Genomic DNA, 19,764 nt, shown 5'->3' with positions numbered 1-19,764 from the left:
CAAACGCCGACTACGCGCTTGTCAGCAACAGACCGATCTCCTCGCCGGTTTCTTCGCCAGCACCGGCATGACCCTCGAACCCGAACCACCGAGATAGCCCGAACCTTGGCCCTTCAACCTCTGTAGCGAGGAACGCACTCGTCGGGCGATCGACGACTTGTTCCGGACCGATGCATGATCATTAGATAATGATCCGGCTCCTTAGCTGGTTCCGCGAGATCGATGACGTGGTTCGCAGTCAACCCGTGCCTAGCCTGCTGGCCGAACGTCTATCATCCATGTCCCGCTGGTTTGGGAAGGGGTCCGTTCAGTGGCGGAACGTTCCGGATTGGTGCCGTGTGGGCCGGCCAATAGTGCTACAGACCGGGTCAACGAAGTCGAATATGTTTCGCTATGATCCAGCGGTGAGCGATGCGCACTCAGATGACCATCTGCGAAATGGATTTGCTGTTGTTCGAATCGTTTCGGTGCTTGGGGAACGTCTTCCGATCGCACACGGAACCGTGTTCGACCTTTCGCAGCCGCTGACCGAGTTGCGCCACGGTGCGGCGATAAACGCTGTTCGCCCTGGTGCGGTCGATGGTGAACTTGCCATGCATCAACATTGGAGGAACGGTCAGTTCTATGCCCGCATTATGGACGTCGAGGTGCGGGAGAGTGGCGATACGATCCATTACGACACAAAACCAATTGAGTCGGATCATGAGCCGGAATCATCCGTGGCTCAAATTGTTGAGGCGCGCGTCGCGTCGCATATCACAGTGGGTTGCGAAGATTGTAAGAGTAATGCAGTCGATAGAGCCGAGCATGCGGTAAGCAGCTTTATCGATACCCTTGAGCAGGCCTACACGTACGCGATCATGAGGCCCGTCAACGTAAAACGACGCCCAATGCCGGAAGCGGATCGCTGGTTCGACATCACCGAATATGATGCGGCGACTTCGTCTGTAGTTGCTGACACGGAGAGATACGTTACGGACAGCGTCACTCCATTGGACCCTGTCGTCTTGGATGATGCTGCCCATGCGCGATTCGCTACTGCGATGCACGCCATAGCCCATCAGCGCGAACTGGCCCTCTATGTGGACTTCGTGGCTGATTCAATACGTACTTTTCAATTTCACGGCCAGGCATCTGGAAGCCTCATTCTTTCTGCTCAAGCTTCAGAGGCGCTACTGGACCTCGTCTTGCAGCATATGTTGTGGTGGGATCAGGTTGGTCCCGAGCTTGCTGCTGAGGTATTTAAGCCGGGAATAGTTTCGCGAGTTAAGCACATACCGAACTATGGCAACAGGATTGGCGGTTCATGGGACTGTAGCTCCGGCCCCGTTCGCGACTGGAAGGTCAACATAGCTGATATTCGTAACCGCGTTGCTCACGGTGGGAGGCACGCTTCCCGACGAGAAGGGGAGGATGCGATTGAAGCTGCAAGAGGGCTGTTCGAGTACGTGTGGGGCCTCGCTAATGAGGAAAAAGGACGACGTCAGTATCCTGCCCTGGCGGCAGTGCTAGTAGCGGGATTCGAGGACGAGCTTTCGACCAAGAAGCAAAGGAGGGTCGCGAGCCAATATTATGAATCTGGGTTGGGTGAACATCCTATGCGGTTCGGAAGGTGGCGTTCGATTCTGAACCGAGAAAGAGCGAGATTGAACGGTAATCAGATTACGCCAAGCGCGTCCTTCGGAACTTGCGTTGCGTCGTTCGACGACGGCGTCGTCGGCTCATGGTTCCTGGTGGACGCTGAGACGCTCTTGGCCATCGAGATCGATCCAATCGATATACATGTCGAGGATATGCAAGAGACTATCGATCTATATGTTCAGCGTTCAGGTCGAAAGCAAGGTGTTTTTTCCTTTGAGCTTGACAAGCTTCCTCCCTTCGCGGCGGGAGCTGAGTGGCATGATGCAAGATCGATACCTGGAATTGATGTTGAGTGTGAACTCGCGCTCGGTCTTACGTCATGAACGTGTTCGCGTGCCTTTGCGCCCTATCGACGCCCTGAGAGGCCCTGTTATACCCAAAGAGCCTGGTCAGAGCATGTGTCAAAGGCAGAATCCGGCGTACAGGTCGACTCGTCCGTCGCCCACCAGCTCAGAGCCTCGATCAAGGCTCTGAGGAGGTCGTTTGTTGTGTGCCGTTGATTGGCCCGTGTCATCGTTGGGTTGGCGCTTGATGGCCTGACCAGGACCTGAGGTGGCATAAGTGTGTCAAGTCGGTCGACCTCTCGCTCGGCCCTGTAACTCGATGCACGGTGGCAAGCCAGTCCCGAGGTTGGAATTGGGCGGTAGTCGGAAGCCCGAGCGTTCGACCAGGTGGATGCCCGGCTTACATCACGGTCTGCTGCGGCTGGTTACTGCTGGGGTGGGGGCGGTGTCCGGGCGACTGTCGGTCGCTCACCGCTGCCGCGCCGCGCCGCGCTGAGCACCGTGCCTTGGTCAAGGCAGCGGGGACTCGGCAGCGTCTGGCCTCGTGGGCATGATCGCGACGACGAGGCACTGATCGAGGGTAGCCAATTGGCTGGATCGTCAAGCTGACACGCCGTAACGGGGATGCTGGCCATCGGTTCTGGCGCTAACCTCCCCCTAGGGGGATGCGCACTGGCCTCTGGGATGAATTTAGCCTCGGGGCTGTCCCGCGACGCAAAAAAGCCCGGATCGTTACTAAAGGCGAGCTTGGGGAAGACCATATAGAAGGTGAAGAAAGTGACTGTTGCTCATGATGGGAGACTTGGTCGGCTACCCGACACATTGACAGCCAGGGTGGGCACGAAGGGGCACCCTTCCGCTACCCTCCGTTTCATGTCCCAAGCTCCAGCGCCTCGCCGCGCGTCAAAGGCGACTCCGCGCAAGCGCCAAGGCTCTCAGCAGCCTAAGCAAGACGCGGCGCTAGAGGCCATGCGACTTAAGTATCAGTTGATCGTTCGTGGTATCGATGGGTTTAAGGTAGGTCTTTGGATTGCAGCCTCCTTCATCCCACTGAGTGTAATAGAGAAGATTTCACGCAATATCGCGGGCAAGCAAACAAACTTCTCGGTCACAGTAAGCATCACTTTGGCAATATCTATTCTGCTGTCGGTGGGCTGGGGTATTACGGCACGACGGAGTCATGAGCGGAAGAAAGAGATCGATCGCCTCCGCTCCAGGAACGACAAGCTTGAACACGGCGCCCTGATACAGCGCCAGGCGCAGCCACCCGCGGCCGAGTCCTTGCAGCAGTCAGACCCTGCTCCTGAGGAGACGTCACGATGAGCGCAACGTCCGGTGCCCTATTTGTAACGTTACTCGTCGCATCATTTCTGCCATTCGGCCTGATTTTTCAATACACCAACTGGCAGCACAGCAGGTTTCGGAATCAGTTGTGGCACATTCGGGATTCGCTCGTGGACGAGTTGCTGGCGGGCAACATCGAGTTTAGCCGTGGTGCAACGGTGCTGTTGCACGTAATTGAGACTCACATCAGGAACACTCGCCGCCACACCCTTGCCGATGTATTAATCGCAGCCTATTTGCTGCGTAATGTAGAACTCCCGTCAATCACCGATCAGATGCTTGATGATGGGGTCCGCCTCAGTGACCGGAAGGTCTTGCTGAGGCACTTCAATGAGTTTCGAGAGGCAAACTCGTCCTACCTAAAGCGGAGCTCTTTGTCGGGTTGGCTTGTTGCATTTCGCCTTCGGCTCAAGAGTTTTGGTCTACTCGGCCGCAAGACTGGGCAGGCTGCGACGCCTGCACTTCGACAGCAGGTGGAGCGTGTGGAGCGTGTGGAGCTTAGGGCCATTCCTGAGCTTGCGCCACCGGCCAGGCGAATTCGGAGGGGCCCCTTAATCGATGATTCAATGAGTTTGGTATAAGCAACACAGCTCTACCTGCCCAAATCCTGAGGCTGCAAAAGCTCAGCTCCGCCGGCCTAGCATTCGCCGACGGAGCTGGCCTTTAGTATCGAAGGGCTGGTCCGATACCGTGCCCCTACGACCGTAGCGACACGAGTCGGCGAGTTGGATCGAAACTCGCAGCGCTGTCTGTCCACAAGCGGGAACGCGCCGCCGTGCCTGCCCAAAGGGCATTTACGCTTGCATGGCTGCCGCGCTAGACCAAATCATCGCTACTACCCCGCCCGTTGGTATGGGTGATCTGTGTGTACGGCTTCCGTTATGGTCGCTCGGCGATTCGGGTGACAAACGTGGCCCAGGCGGCGGGGGCGAAGGTTAGCGCCGGTCCCGTCACGTCTTTCGAGTCACGGACGGCCACCACACCGGGCAGGTTGCTCGCGACCTCGACGCAGTTCCCACCGCTTGCGCCGCTGCGGGTGGACTTGCGCCACCGGGCGTTACTGAGGTCCATGATGGCTCTCGACTTCCTTCAGCAGGTCGATGGACTGCCGGCGAGGTAGCGCCTCGTTTCGGACGCTCTCCCACCTTGCCTGAAGCGTAGCTACCTCATCGTCCTTGTCGATGACGTCACCGCCAAGCTGGTTTTCGAGGTGTCCAACCCACACGCCCTCGCTGGACCGGGCCAGCGCGAACGGCCCAGACAGCCCGATGTGCAGGCCGCTGGCGATCGGGATGACGTGGACGTGCACGTGCGGAAGCTCGGCCACCGCGATCAGATGGGCGACCTGCTGGGCCATGATCCCGCCCAGGCCATCGCCCGTGCGACGTATCGCGGCTTCGTCCAGCACGGCGACAAATTGCGGCCGGCGATCACCGGTGAGGATGGCCTGCCGACTCATCCGCGCCTGCACGCGCTGCTCAACCTCGTCGTCGGAAAGGCTTTCGTCTGTCCGCAGGACAGTGCGGGCGTAGTGCTCAACCTGTAGCAAGCCGGGGATCAGGTTGGGCTCGAAGTAGCGAAGCTGTGTCGCTTCGCGCTCGGCGTCCAGCCAGGGCAGGAACCACGACGGCGCGCCGAACTTCGTCGCCAGGCGCTCGAAGAGCCCGCCGTTCTTCAGCGCCCGGTCAGCGCCCTTGATGAAGTCCATCGTCAGCGCTCGGGTGCCGCTCTCCACGGCGCTGACGTGTGAGGCGCTGAAGCCCGCTGCTCGCCCGAACGACTCCTGCGTCATCCCGGACGCTCCACGGGCGCGGCGGATCTCGCTCACGATGAAGTTTGCGAGCGGGCTCGGCACGTCAGCCATTCAGTGCTCCTCACGTCGGAGATCGACTACCCGAGGTGCCACACGCCTGGAGCCTGTCCCGCCAGCCCTGGCCCGACCACCTGCAATGCCTTCCGAGCGTAGTGGTCTCCACAGCAGAGTGTCACCAGGCGGCGCGGCTGGTAGGGACCACGAAACCTGGTGGTCGCGTTCGCAGCGGGGCCGCGCCTGTCGGGCGAGCACTCACGGGAGCGGCCCCTTCCCAACGCCACGAAGGGGGAAAGCGTGCCCGACAACAAGCCCGAGCCGAATCCGACGAGCCGACCGCACGCGAGCGGCTCTGTCGCGTACCCCTGGGGGTTGCTGTGATCGGGACGATGGCGGCCGGTGACGTGGTCTACCTGAGCACCGCGGCGAGCGTGCAGTTTCTGCGCCCGATCTTCGTGCGCGTCATCCGCGAGTTGCCCGAGCGGCACACGTACCACGGCTGGGTCTGGATTGAGGGCTACCAGCTGAACGCGGCGGGTGACGCGGTCGCGCACCGCGAGTTGTTCGTGATGCGTGCGGGCGTGCGGATGCAGGCCCTGCCGGCCACACGCCGCCGACGTCCGGTGCCTGTCGGATGACCCCGCATCTGCCGATGCGACCAGCCTGGCGGTGCCGCAACTGCGCCGCGCCCTGGCCGTGCGGCCCGGCCCAACTCGTGCTCGTGACGGAGTTCTACGGGCATTCGATCGCCCTGGCGTTCTACCTGGCCGCGTCGATGCAGGAGGCGCTCGACGACGCGTACCGCCTGGGTCTGTGCCCTGACCTGCCGGCGATGCACGGCCGGTTCCTCGGCTGGCTGTCGCTGGCCCGCCGGCCACAGCGGTAGCCAGGAAACGATCCGGCCGGGCGGGGTTGCCCCCACCCGGCCGGTCTCCGGAACGCCGTCTCAGTGCTTCTTGAACACCGGCATGGTGTCCAGCGTGGTGGTGATGTTCTGCGTGGTGCCGCCCCGGTACGTCTTGCCGGTGAAGATGTCGGTCCAGCTGTTGCCCGGTGGGAACCACACCGACGTGGTGGCGGTGGTGCCGGGCGTCGTCACCGGCGCCACCAGGTAGTCCGGGCCGTAGAGGTACTGGGAACCGGCGGTGGCGTACGCGGCCTGCTCCTTCGGGTACGCCAGGTACATGGAGCGGACGATGGGCGTGCCCGTGCGGGTGGCCTCCTTGGCGGCGGCGTAGGTGTAGGGCTGCAGTTCCTTGCGCAGGTTCAGGAACTTCTTGGCCGACGCGTTGGCCGCCGGACCGTACTGCCAGGGCAGCCGGTCGCTGTGGTTGGAGTGCAGCCGGTCGATCGGCTGGAACGTGCCGAACTGGACCCACCGGGCGTAGAGGTCGTCGGGCAGCTTGGTGCTGCCCGGTTCGGTGCCCGGCTCCTGGAGACCGCCGGTGTGCCCGCCGATGTCGTGGCTGACAGCGGCCAGCCCGGTCGCCGCCGACTCGCCCGGCGTGTAGCCGACCTCCATCTGCAGGGTCGACCAGTCGGAGGTGGTGTCGCCGGTGAAGTGCAGCGTGGTCCGCTTGTCGGCCCACGGTCCGGTCGACACCGGGGTCGGGCTGCCGTAGCCGCCGGCCTGCAACGAGCCGTACGCGCGGGAGAAGGCGAAGCCGGTCTTGTCGGCGTACTGCTGGTTGATCCAGGCGTCAGCGGTCACCCCGGCGAGCGACGACTTGGTGTTGTCGCAGCACCAGTCCAGCCACCACAGGTCGGGGCCCTTGGTGCCCTTCGGCAGCATCCCGTCGTGCAGTTGCAGGTACGCCTTGAGCTGGTCCGGGTCGCCGAAGTCGAACGCGTAGCAGTCGGGGCCGCCGTTGCAGCCGACGCGCTGCAGCTTGCCCTTCGCGGTGGCCTGCGCCTGCGCGAACTTCGGGTCCGAGCCGAGGATGCTCGGGTGGATGTTGATGCCGGTGTGCAGGCCCTGCTTCTTCGCCCAGGCGAAGAACGCCTTCGGGTCGGGGATGCGGGTGGGGTCGATGCTCCAGCCGTTCCACTTGTCCGGGGCCTTGACGTCGGTGTCGAGGACGAGCACGTCCAGTGGCACACCTTCGGCCTTGGCCCGGTTCACCAGGTCCTGGAACTCGGTGGCGGTGCGGTCGTAGTACTCGGAGTACCACACCCCGTACGCCCACTGGGGCAGCAGCTTCGTGGGCCCGGTCAGGGTCGACAGGTCCTTGAGACCACGGGTGAAGTCCTGCCCGTACGCGAAGACGTAGCCGTCCTGCTCGGGGGCGGGCCGGGGCTTGGTGTCGCGCAGGGCCGAGGCCGAGTCGTCGAGCAGGTACCAGCCGTCCTGGTAGAGCAGGCCCGGCGCGGTGAGCGCGGCACCGGTCACGCCGTCCAGCCCGCGGCGGTAGCCGCCGAGCGGCGCGTGCGGGGCGAGCAGCGGGGAGTCCTTGCTCGTCACGGCGACGGTGTCGACGTTGACGTTGCAGCTGGCGTCGGTGGGGCAGCCCAGGGTCACGGTGGTGGTGCCTCGGTCCAGGTGGACCGGCACGGAAACGGTGTTCCAGTAGTCCCACCCGCTGGTCGGCGCAAGGGTCGCCGTGACCGGCGCCGCCGTCCCGGCGGTGACCGACATGGTGCGCGCCTGGCTCGGCTGGGCACCGGCCTGGCCGTTGGCGTAGCGGATCTGCAGCTGGTAGTCGCCGGCGGCCGGAACATCCGTCACGGTGAGCGCGACGGCGGACGTGGTGCTTTCCAGGCCGGCCAGGAATCCCGTGCCGGAAGCGCCGTTGTGGTCGTTCGCGGGCCTCGCGCCGCCGGTCAGCGCGCCGGTCTCGGCTTCGCCCAGGGTGCCGAACCGCAGCGACTGCGGCTGGGGCGCGGCCGGTGCCGGGTACGCCGCACCCGGGTCGACCACCGCGAGGCTGTCGATGTTCACATTGCCGGAGTCGTTGGGGCCTCGCACGATGCTGATCTCGTGGCGGCCCGCGGTGAGGTCGACCGGCACGCTGGCCAGGGCCCAGGTGTCCCAGTTCGTGGTGGGAGGCAGGGTCAGCGTGCGGCCGGTGTCGCCGTCGACCTGAACGGTCAGGGTGCGGGCCACGTTCTGGCCGTCGCCGCCGGTGCTGTTGGCGTAGCGGACGGTGAGCTGCTTCGTGCCGCCGGCTGGCGCGTCGAGCGCGAACGTGGCCGAGTCGCCGGACGAGGCGAAACCGGCAGCGAAGCCGCGCCCGGTGTGTCCCTGGTGGTCGGTGGCCACACCGGGGCCGTTCAGTTGCAGCGACTCGGCCTCGCACAGCGCGCCGAACGCGCAGGCCGGCGCGGTGTGGCCGGCCCAGGGCTGGCCCTGCACGAGCTGCTTGCCGGCCTTGAGCCGCACGGTGAGGTTGTCGGCGGTGAACGCCCCCGAGCCGACCTGGTAGCGCAGGGTCATCGCGCCGGTGTCGATGGTGAGCCAGCCGTGCTCGACGCGCTGGGTGAAACGCGTACGGGGGAAGTCGTCGCGCCCGATGGCGTTGAAGGTGGCGGCGTCGGTGAACCTGCCGTCCTTCTGGTACTCGGTGCGGATCAGGGTTGGGGACAGCACCTCGAAACGTGCGTTGCCCGACCGTACGGTCCCGTCTTTCGGCTTGTCGCGGCCGGCCTGGGCCGGCGCGGACGGAGCGAGCGCCAGCCCGGTGACGAGAATGCCGGCTGCGGCGGCTGCCGTCGCCCGCCGACGCGGTGAGTTCCGATAGAGCAAGATGCGCTCCTCGTCTCATATGGAGGAAATGAGTCGATGACAACGCTGTCACTCGCCCGAAACGGCTGTCAACATGCGTCGGAGGGTGTCCCTTCTCTCTCTTCCGCACGACCACCTGCTCAGACGTACGGCGTCCCCGGCAGGGCCGGTGGTGCGGCGGGTACGGGGAGACGCGGCGGTGATGGCTACCCGAGCTGCGCGCGTTACGTCGACCAGCGCGATGCCCGTCGACCAGCTCAGCTCTCGTCGCTCTGACCGGCTGCGGGGCGACGGTGGTGTGGGACGCCCAGCTCCCGTCGTACCGACGATTCCTGACTGCCGGCCGAAGGTGGCGGGCTGCGGCCCGCCGCCGAGACATCGCTGACGCGGTCTGCCTAGACTGCCTCCTCGTGTCAGCGGAGCAGGTCATGGTCAGCCCGGTCGAACTCGCCTACACCCTCACCGAGGAGGACTGGCTCGACGGCTTCGTCGCGCACCGGCGTCGCCTCCGGCGGCCCTGGCTGGTCCCGCTGCTGATCGCCGCCGCGCTCGTCGGAATCCTCCTGGCGAACGGTTTCCAGGCCATGTCGGCGACCGACGTGGCGATCCTCGGCACGGCGGCGGTCGTCGCCATCGGGCTCGGCCTGCTGCTGTTCCGCTTCCTCGTCGCCGCCCGCTGGATGTACCGCTGGCAGGTACGCATGATCATGCGCGCGAACCCCTGGCTGTCCGAGCCGATTCGCGCCGTTGTGGACGACGCCGGCCTGCGCCTGGCCAGCGCGAGCCGGAGCGAGACCGCCGCCTGGTCGCAGTACCTGCGGTACGTCGAGACCGATCGGTCCTTCGTGCTGCGCGCGTCCGAGCGGCTCGGCGCGGCGGTCCTCGTGCTGCCCAAGCGCGGGCTGGTCAGCGGCGATCCCGCACCGCTGCGCGCGTTGCTGGGCACCCACTGCCGGCGCAGCGTCTGACCGACAGGTCGGGGCCGGCTCGGCGAGCTGGTGCCGTGGCCGCGCGACCGCCGGCCGGCCATCGAACTGTTCGAGCTCGCCGAGGTGGCCTACGACGAGGACCAGTTCGCGCGGGACCTGGCGGTGCTGGCAGGTGAGCGCTTCCACCAGCTGAGCCGACAACCGGTCCCACCGGCCGACGGGGTTCCCCTGCGGCGCTTTCCCGACCAGCCCGAGCGTGCCCGGCTCAACCGGTGGCTGGACCGACGCCGGGCCGTGCTGTTCGTCGGCGGGTACCTGGTCGTCCTCGTCCCGGCGCTGGCGGATCCTGCGTGCCCGCAAGGATTGACGACGGCGTTCGGCGGGTCGGTCAGCAGCGAGGGGCGTCGAGTCCTGCAGCGCCGGCGAGCGCCTCGACCGTCGCCGTCGGCGCTGCCGATTCCGTCGCTGTCGGCGAAGGCGCAGCGCTGGGGGTCGGCGGGGCCGCGGGGGAGTTGCCGGGTGTGGGGGAGGCGCTGGCGAGGGTGGCCGTGCTGCGCTGCACCTGCTTGGTGACCATCCGGATGGTGGTCGCGGTCGCCTGGCGTCCGTACACGTCGGTCACCCTGATGCTGTACGGCCCGGGACCGATCCCGCCCTCGATGGTCCAGTGGTTGTCGCCCTGGCGGACGGCCTTGCGGAAGCCGCCACCCGGCCCCTTCGCCTCGACCGAGCGCAGCGGGTTGCCGTGGTTGCCGACCTGCACCGCGAACCAGTACCGCGAAGCGCCACCCTTCATCCGGAAGGTGAGCCCGCCGTCGAGAGGAGGGTTCACCACCGCCCGGTACGTCACGGGCGCGATGCCCTGCGACCGGTCGGCGATCCTGGTGAACGCCTCGGTGGAAAGGTCGATCTTGCTGGGTCCGCAGCCGCCGCACTGGTCCATCACCATGACCCGGACCGTGCCCTTCGGACCGCTCACCTGCAGGTAGCTGCCGCAGGCCGCCGATCCGGAGTACTGGGCCGCGCCGAGGGCCACGTAGAGCCGGTCCGCCGGCGGGCCCGGGAAGGAGCAGTTGCCACCCGAGCGGCCCGCGTCGTAGAAGCTGGCCTTGCCCTTGTGGACGGCGTTGCCGGTCGGCGGCGCGGCGCAGGCCGGGGTGGCGCCGCCGCGTACGGCGAGGGTGATGCCGAGGACGGCGGCCAGGGTGGCCACCCCGGCACCGGCCAACCAGTGTCTGACCCGCCGACTCACCCGGGGCGTGCGGGCCGGAATGTCGTTGTCGGAGGCCGTGCCTGGTGCCGTCACGGCGCCTGATGTTGCCGCACCACGCTGCGGCAGCGCAAAGTCGTCCCACCGATCGTCACTCGTCGGATCGGCGCGGGCGCAGTCCGTTGAGGGCGGTGCTGACGACGAGGTCGGCGTACTCGGCGGTGAGCGGGCCGCTGCGGTGCAGCCAGCGGCTGAGCACCGGCCCCCAGATCAGGTCCACCGCCACGTCGAGGTCGATGTCGTCGGCGATCTGGCCCGCCCGCTGGGCGCTGCGCAGGCGCTGCCGCTTGGCCTCCTTCAACGGCCCGTCCAGCCGTTCGGCGTACGCAGCGGCCAGCTCGGGGTCGAGCGCGATCTCGGTGGCCAGCGCCCGCATCGGTTGCTCGTAGCGGGGGTCGTTCATCTCCTCGACCGTCGCGCGCAGCACCACCGTCAGGTCCGCCGCCAGGTCGCCGGTGTCCGGCAGCGTCGGTGGTCCACCCTCGGTGGCTTCGCTGAGCATGAGGAAGGCGTCGAAGATGACAGCGCCCTTCGACGGCCACCAGCGGTAGATGGTCTGTTTGCCGACGCCGGCCCGCGCGGCGATGCCCTCGATGCTGAGCTTCGCGTACCCCGTCTCCTGAAGCAGGTCGAAGGCCGCGGTGAGGATGGCGCGCCGCGAGGTCTCGCGCCGACGGGCGGTGTTGGGCGTCATGGGGCACCACGATAGCAACGGCGAGACGGACCGTCTCGTCTTGACGAGGTGTCGGGACGGGGCTAGCCTTCTGTCATAACGAGACGGACCGTATCGTCTCGTCACAGGAAAGAGAGACTTCGCATGCGCACCCCCTCCGACGCCGCCCCGCGTACCTGGTTCATCACCGGCGCCAGCCGCGGCCTGGGCCGCGCCTTCGCCGACGCCGCGCTCGACCGCGGTGACCGGGTGGTCGCCGCCGCCCGGACCATCGCTCAGGGCGACTTCGACGAGAAGTACGCCGACCGGCTGCTGGCCCTGACCCTCGACGTCACCGACCGCGCGGCCGTGATCGCGGCCGTGGGCACCGCCGTCGAGCACTTCGGCCGGCTCGACATCGTCGTCAACAACGCCGGCACCCTGTCCATGGGCATGATCGAGGAGTTCACCGAGGCCGAGGCGCGCGCCCAGTTCGAGGTCAACCTCTTCGGCGCGCTCTGGGTCAGCCAGGCCGTGCTGCCACACCTGCGCGCCCAACGGTCCGGCCACATCGTGCAGGTCTCCAGCATCGCCGCGCTCGGCGGCTTCCCCAGCACCGGCCTGTACAGCGCGAGCAAGTTCGCCCTGGAAGGGATGAGTGAGGCGCTGGCGATGGAGGCGGCGGCCTTCGACGTCACCGTCAGCATCGTGCAGCCGGGCGGCTACTGGACCGACCTCTACACCAGCGTGCGCGCCACCACCCCGATGGACGCCTACGCGCCACTGCGTGCCGAGCTGGAACGCCAGTGGGCGGAAGGCTCGATCGACAGTGAACCCCGGCTGGCCGCCGAGGCGCTGCTGCGGCTGGTCGACAGCGACGACCCGCCGCTGCGGCTCCTGCTCGGCAGCATGGTGTACGACCTGGCGTTCGACATCTCCCGTCGGCGGATGGACACCTGGGCGGGTTGGGAGCAGGTCAGTCGCGCCGCCGAAAAAGCCGTCGCGGCCCGCGACCAGTCGCAGTGACGGGCCGTATCGCCACGGGCCGGGGTTCGGCGTTCTAGGCTCCGAGATATGGCGGCGGCGTGCCCATTCATTGGCATCTGAGTCCGGGCAGAGCCTGCACCCGATGCTTTCTCCTCGCGAGGCGCAAACCTAGACGGAGAGGAAACACGCATGGCTGTCAAAACCAAGACTCGTCCGGGCACCACGGAGATCCGGCCGTTCTCGGTCGACATTCCCCAGGCCGACCTTGACGACCTGAAAAGGCGCATCAAAGCCACCCGCTGGCCGGACAAGGAAACGGTGGACGACCAGTCGCAGGGCGTGCCACTCGCGACGATCCAGGCCGTCGCCCGCTATTGGGAAAATGAGTACGACTGGCGCAAGGTCGAGGCGCGGCTGAATGCCGTACCGCAGTTCATGACCGCCATCGACGGGGTGGACATCCACTTCATCCACGTGCGCTCGAAGCACGAGGACGCGTTGCCGCTCATCGTCACCCACGGGTGGCCCGGGTCCATCATCGAGCAGATGAAGATCATCGAGCCGCTCACCGATCCCACGGCGCACGGCGGCAGCGCGTCGGACGCCTTCCACCTGGTGATCCCATCGTTGCCCGGCCACGGTTTCTCCGGCAAGCCGACCGAGTCGGGGTGGAGCCCGCAGAAGATCGCGACCGCCTGGACGGAGCTGATGAAGCGGCTCGGCTACGACCGGTTCGTCGCGCAGGGCGGTGACTGGGGCGCGGTCATCGTCGACCAGATGGGCCTCCAGGCACCCCCGGAACTGCTCGGCATCCACACCAACATGCCCGGTGCGATCCCACCCGAGATCGACCTGCTGTTCCAGGGCGACACCACCGGCGCGAACAACGCCATGGGCTCGCTGCCCTCCGGTCTCTCCGACGACGAGATGCGCGCCGCCGAGGAAGCCAACTACGTGTGGAAGCACGTCGCGTACGCCCTCATGATGGCGACGCGTCCGCAGACGCTGACCGGGCTGGCGGATTCCCCGGTGGGCCTGGCGTCCTTCCTGCTCGACCACGACGCGAAGAGCCTGGCCCTGATCGCGCAGGTCTTCGACGGGGCGAAAGCGGGCCTGACCCGTGACGACATCCTGGACAACATCTCGCTCTACTGGTTGACGAACACCGCCGTCTCCGCGTCCCGCCTGTACGCGGAGAACAAACTGTCGTTCTTCGCCGCCAAGGGCGTCAAGATTCCGGTCGCGGTGAGCGTCTTCCCCGACGAGCTGTACGAGGCGCCGCAGAGTTGGGCCGAGCAGGCGTACTCCAACCTCATCTACTACAACAAGCTCGACGTGGGCGGGCACTTCGCGGCCTGGGAACAGCCGAAGATCTTCTCCGAGGAGCTTCGCACCGCCTTCCGGTCGCTGCGCTAGATGGCCGTGCACCTGCCCCCGCTGGGCGGGGCGGCCGAGTGGCTCAACTCCGAGCCACTCGGCCCCGCCGACCTGCGCGGGCGCGTCGTCCTGGTCAACTTCTGGACGCTGACCTGCATCAACTGGCTGCGCCAGGAGCCGTACGTGCGCGCCTGGTCGCAGGCGTACCGCGACGACGGGCTTGTCGTCGTCGGGGTGCACACGCCCGAGTTCGGCTTCGAGCACGACGTCGACTGGGTGCGGCGGGCGGTCGCCGCCCGGTCCATCGACTACCCGGTGGCGGTCGACAACGACTACGTGATCTGGCGTGCCTTCGGCAACCACTACTGGCCGGCGCTCTACTTCGTGGACACCGACGGCGTCATCCGCGACGACCACTTCGGCGAGGGACGCTACGAGCAGTCCGAGCGGGTGCTCCAGCAACTGCTCGGCGTCGAGCGCGCACCCGTACCCGTCGAGGGGGTCGGCCCGGAGGCGGAGGCCGACTGGGCCAACCTGCGCACACCCGAGACGTACCTCGGTTTCAGTCGCGGTGAACACTTCGCGTCGCCGAACGAGCCCGCGCTGGACGAACGCCGCGAATACCAGGTGCCGCAGAGCCTCGACCTCAACCAGTGGGCCCTGGCGGGGGAGTGGACGATCGGTGCGGAGAACGTCGTGCTCGACCGGGCCGGCGGCGGCGTCGCCGTCCGGTTCCACGCCCGCGACGCGCATCTCGTGCTGGCCCCCGGGGCGGGACGGTCGATCCCGTTCCGGGTGCTGCTCGACGGCGCCGCCCCCGGCCCGTCACACGGCGTCGACGTCGACGCCGACGGCAACGGCGTCCTCCAGGACGGCCGCCTCTACCAGCTCGTCCGCCAGGACGACGCGATCCGCGAACGGACGCTGGAGATCACGTTCGGCGAGTCCGGGGCCGAGGCGTACGCCTTCACCTTCGGCTGACGCGCAACTCGACGGTGCTCACCGTGCCGGAGACCGGCGAGAAACTGCGCACCCGAGCGCCGGGACGCAGCCGGCTGTCGGTGGCGTACCGGTCGGCCAGCGCCTTCTCCGCGGCCTCGTCGCCGTCGTCCGCCTGCAGCAGCAGCGCGGCGATCTCGTCGGCGAGCGTGAGGTCGGCGTCGGCGAGGTCGTCGGTCATCGCGCCGAAGCTGTCCCAGAGCAGCAGCTCATCCTTCTGTCGATGGGCCAGCTCGTGCAGGACGTAGTTGTAGATGAACCAGGCGCCGTGGACCGGCAGGTCGGGAGCTACACCGTAGACGTCGGGATCGGTCGTCCCGGCCCGGTACGCCGACCACACCCGCGCCGCCGAGTCGAAGCGACCCGCCCCCGGGTCGATGTCGTAGCCGTCGAACCGCCAGTCGCCAGCCGGGTCGAGCTCCGGGTCCGCCCAGACCCAGCGGTGGCCGTTCCAGTACTCGACCAGGACGTGATCGTGATGCCAGCCGGGGGTGAAGTAGGAGGCGAAGCCGACCCGGCTGCGGCTGGGAATGCCGTGCTGGCGCAGGATCGCGACCGACAGCAGTGTGTGGTCCCGGCAGCAGCCGGCCACCCTTTCGGCTGCCGGACGCCCGCTCGTCAGGGGCAGGGGAAAACGGGACTGGTCCGTGTCGAGGATGCGGTCCACCCAACGGTGGTTCACCTCCTCCAGCCGGTCGTCGGGCAGCTGCACGCCGCCGGCCCGGTAGTGGACGATCACGTTGCGGACGGTCGCCGCCACGGTGGGGATGTCGGTCGCCACGGCGTCGAGGAGCCCGCCGTGCCGGCCGGGAGCGCTGTAGGGGGAGTGGTTCTGGTAGTCATCGAGGTCCATGGCAGCAGTCTTCGGCCCGCCACCGTGTCAGGGTCAAGGCGCATTTCCGGCTAGTGTCGACTGCTGTGACAACGCCCGAGATCACCATCGCCACCCCGGCCGACCGCGACGCGGTGGTCGGTTCGCTGGTCGCCGCGTTCGTCAAGGACCCCGTGCTGCGGTTCCTGTTCCCGGACGAGGAGACCTACCCGCGTTACGCCGCCATCTTCTTCGGGAACCTCTTCGACAAGCGGGTGCACCGGTCGTCGATCTGGACGATCGGTGCCGGCGCGTCCGCCGCCATCTGGGAGCCGCCCGCGGCCGGGCAGCCGGGCACCGTGCCGGCTACCGGGCCGGCCGTCGTGCCCGGGTCGCCCGTCGTGCCCGGGTCGCCGAAGGAAGATTCCTACCCGGCTGACGTGCTGGCCCGGGTGCAGGGCTACGACGACACCGTGCACGACGCCCTGCCGACGTACCCGTTCTGGTATCTCGGTGTCCTGGGCACCCACCCCGACAGCGCCGGACGCGGTTGGGGTCGGGCCGTCATGCGGGCCGGGCTGGCCCGTGCCGCCGCCGACGGCCTGCCGGCGATCCTGGAGACCAGCAACCCGGGCAACGTCGAGCTGTACCGCCGGGCCGGCTGGGAGGTGGTGGGTTCCCTGTCGGAGCCGGTGCCCACCTGGATCATGCAGCAGCCGCCGCGCTGAAACGTCACGGTTGGGGGCGGTCTGCACCGGCGGCCCACCGCCCGATCTTGGACACTTTCCGTTACGTCTGAACGGAAACTGTCCAAGATCTGCGCGCGGCCGTCGGCGACACAAGGTCATCAGGCGGCGAAGACGCGCGCGTAGATCTCGTCGATCACGTTGTTCTTCGCCAGGCTGTAGTCACGCGGCCGGTGCGCCGTGTCGCGCGCGAGGCGGCGCTTGGTCTCGGCGTACCGCTCCCGGTCGTCCGGATGCGAGCGCAGCCAGTCGCGGAAGAGCCGGTGCCGGACCGGCTCGGGCGCACCCTGCGGCCAGACATGCAGGTTGACGTCCTCGGCCGGGCCGACGAGCATCCGGTGCCCGTGCCACCAGGGCTCGCGCAGGACGAGCCGGCACCCGAGCCGCTCCAGCGCGGGGAGATAGGCGGACTCCGTCGCGGTGTCCTCGACGGTGAGGTCGACGTCGATGATCGGTTTGGCCGCCAGCCCCGGCACCGCCGTGGATCCCACGTGTTCCACACCGAGGGCCACGTCGCCCAGCGCTTCGACGATCGACGTGCGGACGGCGGCGAATCGCTGCGCCCAGGCCGGGTCGTACTCCTCGATGACGACGGACGCCCAGGTCCGGGGCGGCTCGCCGACCAGGCCGGCGTCGACCTGTTCGGGGTTGGCGTGGAAGCGTTGCACGACGTCCTGCGGATACTCGGCCACGTCAACCTCCTCAGGAAGCAAAGTCCGCCAGACTACGTGACCGCCGCGCTGCCGGCCGCCCGCGCGGTGCGCAAACCGACGGTGGCGACGCCACGACGATCGATGCGGCCACACCCGACCGACGCGCGGAGAAGGTGCCCCCACCCTATGTAGAGTTCCGATACAGTGGTCGGATGCGGATCACGATTCCGGTCGCGAAGGTGCTCGCGGCACTGCTCGCCGAGCCCGACGAGCAGCACTACGGGCTGGACCTGATGCGACTGACCGGCCTGCCCAGCGGCACCCTCTACCCGGTGCTGCACCGGCTGCAGGGGGCCGGCTGGCTGGCCGCCGACTGGGAGGCGATCGACCCCGCCACGGCCGGCCGGCCGGCTCGCCGCTACTACCGGCTTACCGCCGAAGGTGTGGCGCAGGCCCGACGGACGCTCGCCGAACTGCGGGCCGCGATCCCCGACGGTCGTCCGTCCTGGGGCGGCACCGAACCCACCGGGGCGCCGGCGTGGTGACCCGCCGGGCCGCCGAGCTGCTGCTGGAGTTGGCCGCCCGGCGCTGGCCAGCCGAGGTCCGCGACGACCTGCGCCGCGAATGGGCCGCCGAGCTGCACGTGCTCGCCGAGACTGGTCGTTGGACGACGATGGTCGGCTTCGCGGCGAGCCTCGCCGTCAGTCGCGCCGGTGCCCCGCTCGTCGACCGCACCCTGATGCGTGGTCGAACCGGCCGCACTGTCGCCGCGCTACTGCTGTCCCCGATCGCCTGCGTCGGGATCGTGGCCGTCGGTGCGTTGGTGATGTTCCCGGTCTACAACTGGTTGATGTTCCGGGCAGGTTGGGCGGAGCGGGCGCAGAAGCCGATCTGGACGACTGTCGTCATCGTGCTGGCGGTCGTGTTGGCGGTGTTCGCTGCCCGCTGGGCCCGGCACACCGCCCTCGCCAGTCCGTTGCGCATAGCGCTCGGCGTGGTCATCCCCGTCGGCGCGGCCGTCATCCTGTTCGTGCGCGTCACCAGTCCCGAGAGTCTGGCCGGCGCCGTACCCGGTCTGTTGCTCTGGTTGGCCGGCCTGACCCTCGCCCTCTGGGCCGCGGCGAGCCTCGCCGCCCGGGGTCGCCTCCGCGCCGCCTGGTGGGTGGGTGTCCTCGGCGCGCTCGTCGCCGCCGACCTCGCGGTGATTCTCCCCGTCGTCGACACCTACCCGGGCGGAATCGGCGCCGGGCCGGTGATCGAGGCACGGGAACGCGTCGACCCGATCTCCGCGCCGCTGTGGCTGTTCGCGTGCTGGACGGACTGGAACTTCGGCCTGCCCCGGCCGATCCAGTGGGAGATCTTCCTGATCACCAACCGGGTGCTGGTGGAGCCCATGCTCTACCTGGCCTGCATGCCGTACGCGCTCGCCTACACCATCCGGGCGGCCCGGTTCGCGCCCGCCGCTCTGGTGGCGACGCCCAGCGCCACCGGATGGACGTCCACGTCGAGCCGAAAGCCCGACCCGGGCACCCGAGCGGCGAACGGGTGAGCGCCACGCGAGCAACCACCGGAGCGCCGGCATGCTGACCCGTCGGATCGCCGAGCTGCTGCTGGGGCTGGCCGTGCGCCGCTGGCCCGCCGAGGTCCGCGACGACCTGCGCCGCGAATGGGCCGCCGAGCTGCACGTGCTCGCCGAGAGTGGTCGTTGGACGACGATGGTCGGCTTCGCGGCGAGCCTCGCCGTCAGCCGAGCCGGCACCCCGCTCCTCGACCGCCGCCTGATGCATCAGCGGGCCCGCCGTACCGCCGCCGCCCTGCTCCTGGCCCCGCTCGCCTGCGCCGGGATCGTGATCGTCAGCGCGCTGGCCATGGCGCAGGTCTACAACTGGCTGTCGATGCGGGTGAGCTGGTCGAACGCGGTGCAGTTGCCGCTCTGGTCGACGCTGATCCTCGGCTTCGCGGTGCTGTTGGCGAAGTACACGGCACGCTCGGCCCGGCACACCGCACTGCACGGCCCCTTGCGCATCGCGCTCGGCGTGGTGCTCCCCGTCGGTGTGGCCGCACTCGGGCTCATGTCCGTCATGAATGGCAGTGTCTTCGGCAGCTTCGTACCCGGTCTGCTGCTCTGGTCGGCGGGCCTGACGCTGGCCCTCTGGGCTGCGGCGAGCCTCGCCGCCCGGGGCCGGGTCGGCGTCGCCTGGTCGGTGGGCCTCGTCGGCGCGCTCGTCGCCGCCGACCTGGCCGTGATCCTGTTCGTGATCCAGACCATTCCGGGGCCCGGCACCGTTGCGGCCGACGCGATGACAGCGGACAGCGTCGACCGGATCTCCGCGCCGTTGTGGCTCTTCGCCTGCTGGACCGACTGGAACTTCGGCCTGCCCCGCCCCACGTCGTGGGAGATCTTCCTGATCACCGACCGCCTGTTGCTGGAGCCGATGTTCTACCTGGCGTGCATGCCGTACGCGCTCGCGTACACCATTCGGGCGGCCCGGTCCGCGCCCGCCGTGCCCGTCGCCCTCGCGCCGACCCCGGTGTGAACC

General features: G+C 67.8%; 20 protein-coding genes. 13 read left to right on the top strand and 7 right to left on the bottom strand.

Features of this window, described 5'->3' with window-relative positions; genetic code table 11:
- Window positions 1–404 precede the first annotated feature (404 nt).
- The 3 genes from QCZ28_RS26860 (at window position 405) to QCZ28_RS26850 (ending at window position 3,850) form a co-directional block, all read left to right on the top strand.
- Window positions 405–1,964, top strand: a complete 1,560-nt coding sequence (locus QCZ28_RS26860) for a hypothetical protein (protein ID WP_279519243.1) — start codon at window positions 405–407, stop codon at window positions 1,962–1,964.
- 834 nt (window positions 1,965–2,798) lie between these two features.
- A complete protein-coding gene (locus tag QCZ28_RS26855) occupies window positions 2,799–3,248 on the top strand; it encodes a hypothetical protein (RefSeq protein WP_279519242.1) in 450 nt (149 codons plus the stop codon).
- Window positions 3,245–3,850 carry a hypothetical protein gene (locus QCZ28_RS26850; RefSeq protein WP_279519241.1) on the top strand — a complete coding sequence of 202 codons (606 nt, stop codon included), beginning with the start codon at window positions 3,245–3,247 and terminating at the stop codon, window positions 3,848–3,850. The genes QCZ28_RS26855 and QCZ28_RS26850 overlap by 4 nt, the downstream gene beginning before the upstream one ends.
- A gap of 298 nt (window positions 3,851–4,148) precedes the next feature.
- Here QCZ28_RS26850 and QCZ28_RS26845 read toward each other — a convergent pair whose 3' ends face one another.
- Both QCZ28_RS26845 and QCZ28_RS26840 read right to left on the bottom strand, forming a co-directional pair.
- Window positions 4,149–4,340 (bottom strand): DUF397 domain-containing protein, encoded by a 192-nt coding sequence (locus QCZ28_RS26845; RefSeq protein WP_279519240.1) that lies wholly within the window; start codon window positions 4,338–4,340, stop codon window positions 4,149–4,151.
- The gene (locus QCZ28_RS26840) at window positions 4,327–5,133 is read right to left on the bottom strand and encodes a helix-turn-helix transcriptional regulator (protein ID WP_279519239.1); all 807 of its coding nucleotides are present in this window, start codon (window positions 5,131–5,133) and stop codon (window positions 4,327–4,329) included. Before QCZ28_RS26840 ends, QCZ28_RS26845 begins: the two co-directional genes overlap by 14 nt.
- A gap of 335 nt (window positions 5,134–5,468) precedes the next feature.
- Here QCZ28_RS26840 and QCZ28_RS26835 point away from each other — a divergent pair, with 335 nt between their 5' ends.
- Complete coding sequence (locus tag QCZ28_RS26835; protein WP_279519238.1) at window positions 5,469–5,717, top strand: hypothetical protein; 249 nt, start codon at window positions 5,469–5,471, stop codon at window positions 5,715–5,717.
- 14 nt (window positions 5,718–5,731) lie between these two features.
- Window positions 5,732–5,965 carry a hypothetical protein gene (locus QCZ28_RS26830; RefSeq protein ID WP_279519237.1) on the top strand — a complete coding sequence of 78 codons (234 nt, stop codon included), beginning with the start codon at window positions 5,732–5,734 and terminating at the stop codon, window positions 5,963–5,965.
- 60 nt (window positions 5,966–6,025) lie between these two features.
- Here the strand turns inward: QCZ28_RS26830 and QCZ28_RS26825 are convergent, their stop codons facing one another.
- Window positions 6,026–8,821 carry a TIM-barrel domain-containing protein gene (locus tag QCZ28_RS26825; protein ID WP_279519236.1) on the bottom strand — a complete coding sequence of 932 codons (2,796 nt, stop codon included), beginning with the start codon at window positions 8,819–8,821 and terminating at the stop codon, window positions 6,026–6,028.
- 389 nt (window positions 8,822–9,210) lie between these two features.
- Here QCZ28_RS26825 and QCZ28_RS26820 point away from each other — a divergent pair, with 389 nt between their 5' ends.
- Window positions 9,211–9,768: a YcxB family protein gene (locus QCZ28_RS26820; RefSeq protein ID WP_279519235.1), complete on the top strand. Its 558-nt coding sequence runs from the start codon at window positions 9,211–9,213 to the stop codon at window positions 9,766–9,768.
- Between the two features lie 349 nt (window positions 9,769–10,117).
- On the opposite strand, the gene QCZ28_RS26815 is transcribed toward QCZ28_RS26820, so the two are convergent.
- A complete protein-coding gene (locus QCZ28_RS26815; RefSeq protein ID WP_279519234.1) occupies window positions 10,118–11,035 on the bottom strand; it encodes an expansin EXLX1 family cellulose-binding protein in 918 nt (305 codons plus the stop codon).
- Window positions 11,036–11,090: 55 nt separating this feature from the next.
- Window positions 11,091–11,693 (bottom strand): TetR/AcrR family transcriptional regulator, encoded by a 603-nt coding sequence (locus QCZ28_RS26810; protein WP_279519233.1) that lies wholly within the window; start codon window positions 11,691–11,693, stop codon window positions 11,091–11,093.
- Window positions 11,694–11,816: 123 nt separating this feature from the next.
- Between QCZ28_RS26810 and QCZ28_RS26805 the strand changes: the two genes are divergently transcribed.
- The 3 genes from QCZ28_RS26805 to QCZ28_RS26795 all read left to right on the top strand — a co-directional run bounded on the left by QCZ28_RS26805 (window position 11,817) and on the right by QCZ28_RS26795 (window position 14,996).
- Window positions 11,817–12,677, top strand: a complete 861-nt coding sequence (locus QCZ28_RS26805) for an SDR family oxidoreductase (RefSeq protein ID WP_279519232.1) — start codon at window positions 11,817–11,819, stop codon at window positions 12,675–12,677.
- 150 nt (window positions 12,678–12,827) lie between these two features.
- Window positions 12,828–14,054 (top strand): epoxide hydrolase family protein, encoded by a 1,227-nt coding sequence (locus QCZ28_RS26800; RefSeq protein WP_279519231.1) that lies wholly within the window; start codon window positions 12,828–12,830, stop codon window positions 14,052–14,054.
- Window positions 14,055–14,996, top strand: coding sequence for a redoxin domain-containing protein (locus tag QCZ28_RS26795; RefSeq protein WP_279519230.1), 942 nt, complete (start codon window positions 14,055–14,057; stop codon window positions 14,994–14,996).
- On the opposite strand, the gene QCZ28_RS26790 is transcribed toward QCZ28_RS26795, so the two are convergent.
- Window positions 14,983–15,867, bottom strand: coding sequence for a transglutaminase domain-containing protein (locus QCZ28_RS26790; protein ID WP_279519229.1), 885 nt, complete (start codon window positions 15,865–15,867; stop codon window positions 14,983–14,985). The two genes, QCZ28_RS26795 and QCZ28_RS26790, sit on opposite strands and share 14 nt — an antisense overlap.
- 65 nt (window positions 15,868–15,932) lie before the next feature.
- Here QCZ28_RS26790 and QCZ28_RS26785 point away from each other — a divergent pair, with 65 nt between their 5' ends.
- On the top strand, window positions 15,933–16,553 hold the full coding sequence (locus tag QCZ28_RS26785; protein WP_279519228.1) for a GNAT family N-acetyltransferase: 621 nt from the start codon (window positions 15,933–15,935) through the stop codon (window positions 16,551–16,553).
- A 119-nt stretch (window positions 16,554–16,672) separates the two neighbouring features.
- On the opposite strand, the gene QCZ28_RS26780 is transcribed toward QCZ28_RS26785, so the two are convergent.
- The gene (locus tag QCZ28_RS26780; protein WP_279519227.1) at window positions 16,673–17,263 is read right to left on the bottom strand and encodes a GrpB family protein; all 591 of its coding nucleotides are present in this window, start codon (window positions 17,261–17,263) and stop codon (window positions 16,673–16,675) included.
- Between the two features lie 173 nt (window positions 17,264–17,436).
- Between QCZ28_RS26780 and QCZ28_RS26775 the strand changes: the two genes are divergently transcribed.
- The 3 genes from QCZ28_RS26775 to QCZ28_RS26765 are packed head-to-tail and all read left to right on the top strand — an operon-like array spanning window position 17,437 to window position 19,761.
- Window positions 17,437–17,769: a PadR family transcriptional regulator gene (locus tag QCZ28_RS26775; RefSeq protein WP_279519226.1), complete on the top strand. Its 333-nt coding sequence runs from the start codon at window positions 17,437–17,439 to the stop codon at window positions 17,767–17,769.
- The gene (locus tag QCZ28_RS26770; RefSeq protein ID WP_279519225.1) at window positions 17,763–18,773 is read left to right on the top strand and encodes a hypothetical protein; all 1,011 of its coding nucleotides are present in this window, start codon (window positions 17,763–17,765) and stop codon (window positions 18,771–18,773) included. The genes QCZ28_RS26775 and QCZ28_RS26770 overlap by 7 nt, the downstream gene beginning before the upstream one ends.
- A gap of 31 nt (window positions 18,774–18,804) precedes the next feature.
- On the top strand, window positions 18,805–19,761 hold the full coding sequence (locus QCZ28_RS26765) for a hypothetical protein (RefSeq protein WP_279519224.1): 957 nt from the start codon (window positions 18,805–18,807) through the stop codon (window positions 19,759–19,761).
- Window positions 19,762–19,764 lie beyond the last annotated feature (3 nt).

Source organism: Micromonospora sp. DH14, from assembly GCF_029809455.1.
Classification (GTDB): Bacteria; Actinomycetota; Actinomycetes; order Mycobacteriales; family Micromonosporaceae; genus Micromonospora; species Micromonospora parva.
The sequence above is the reverse complement of the archived record's forward strand: the minus strand, read 5'-3'. Positions and strand labels throughout refer to the sequence as shown.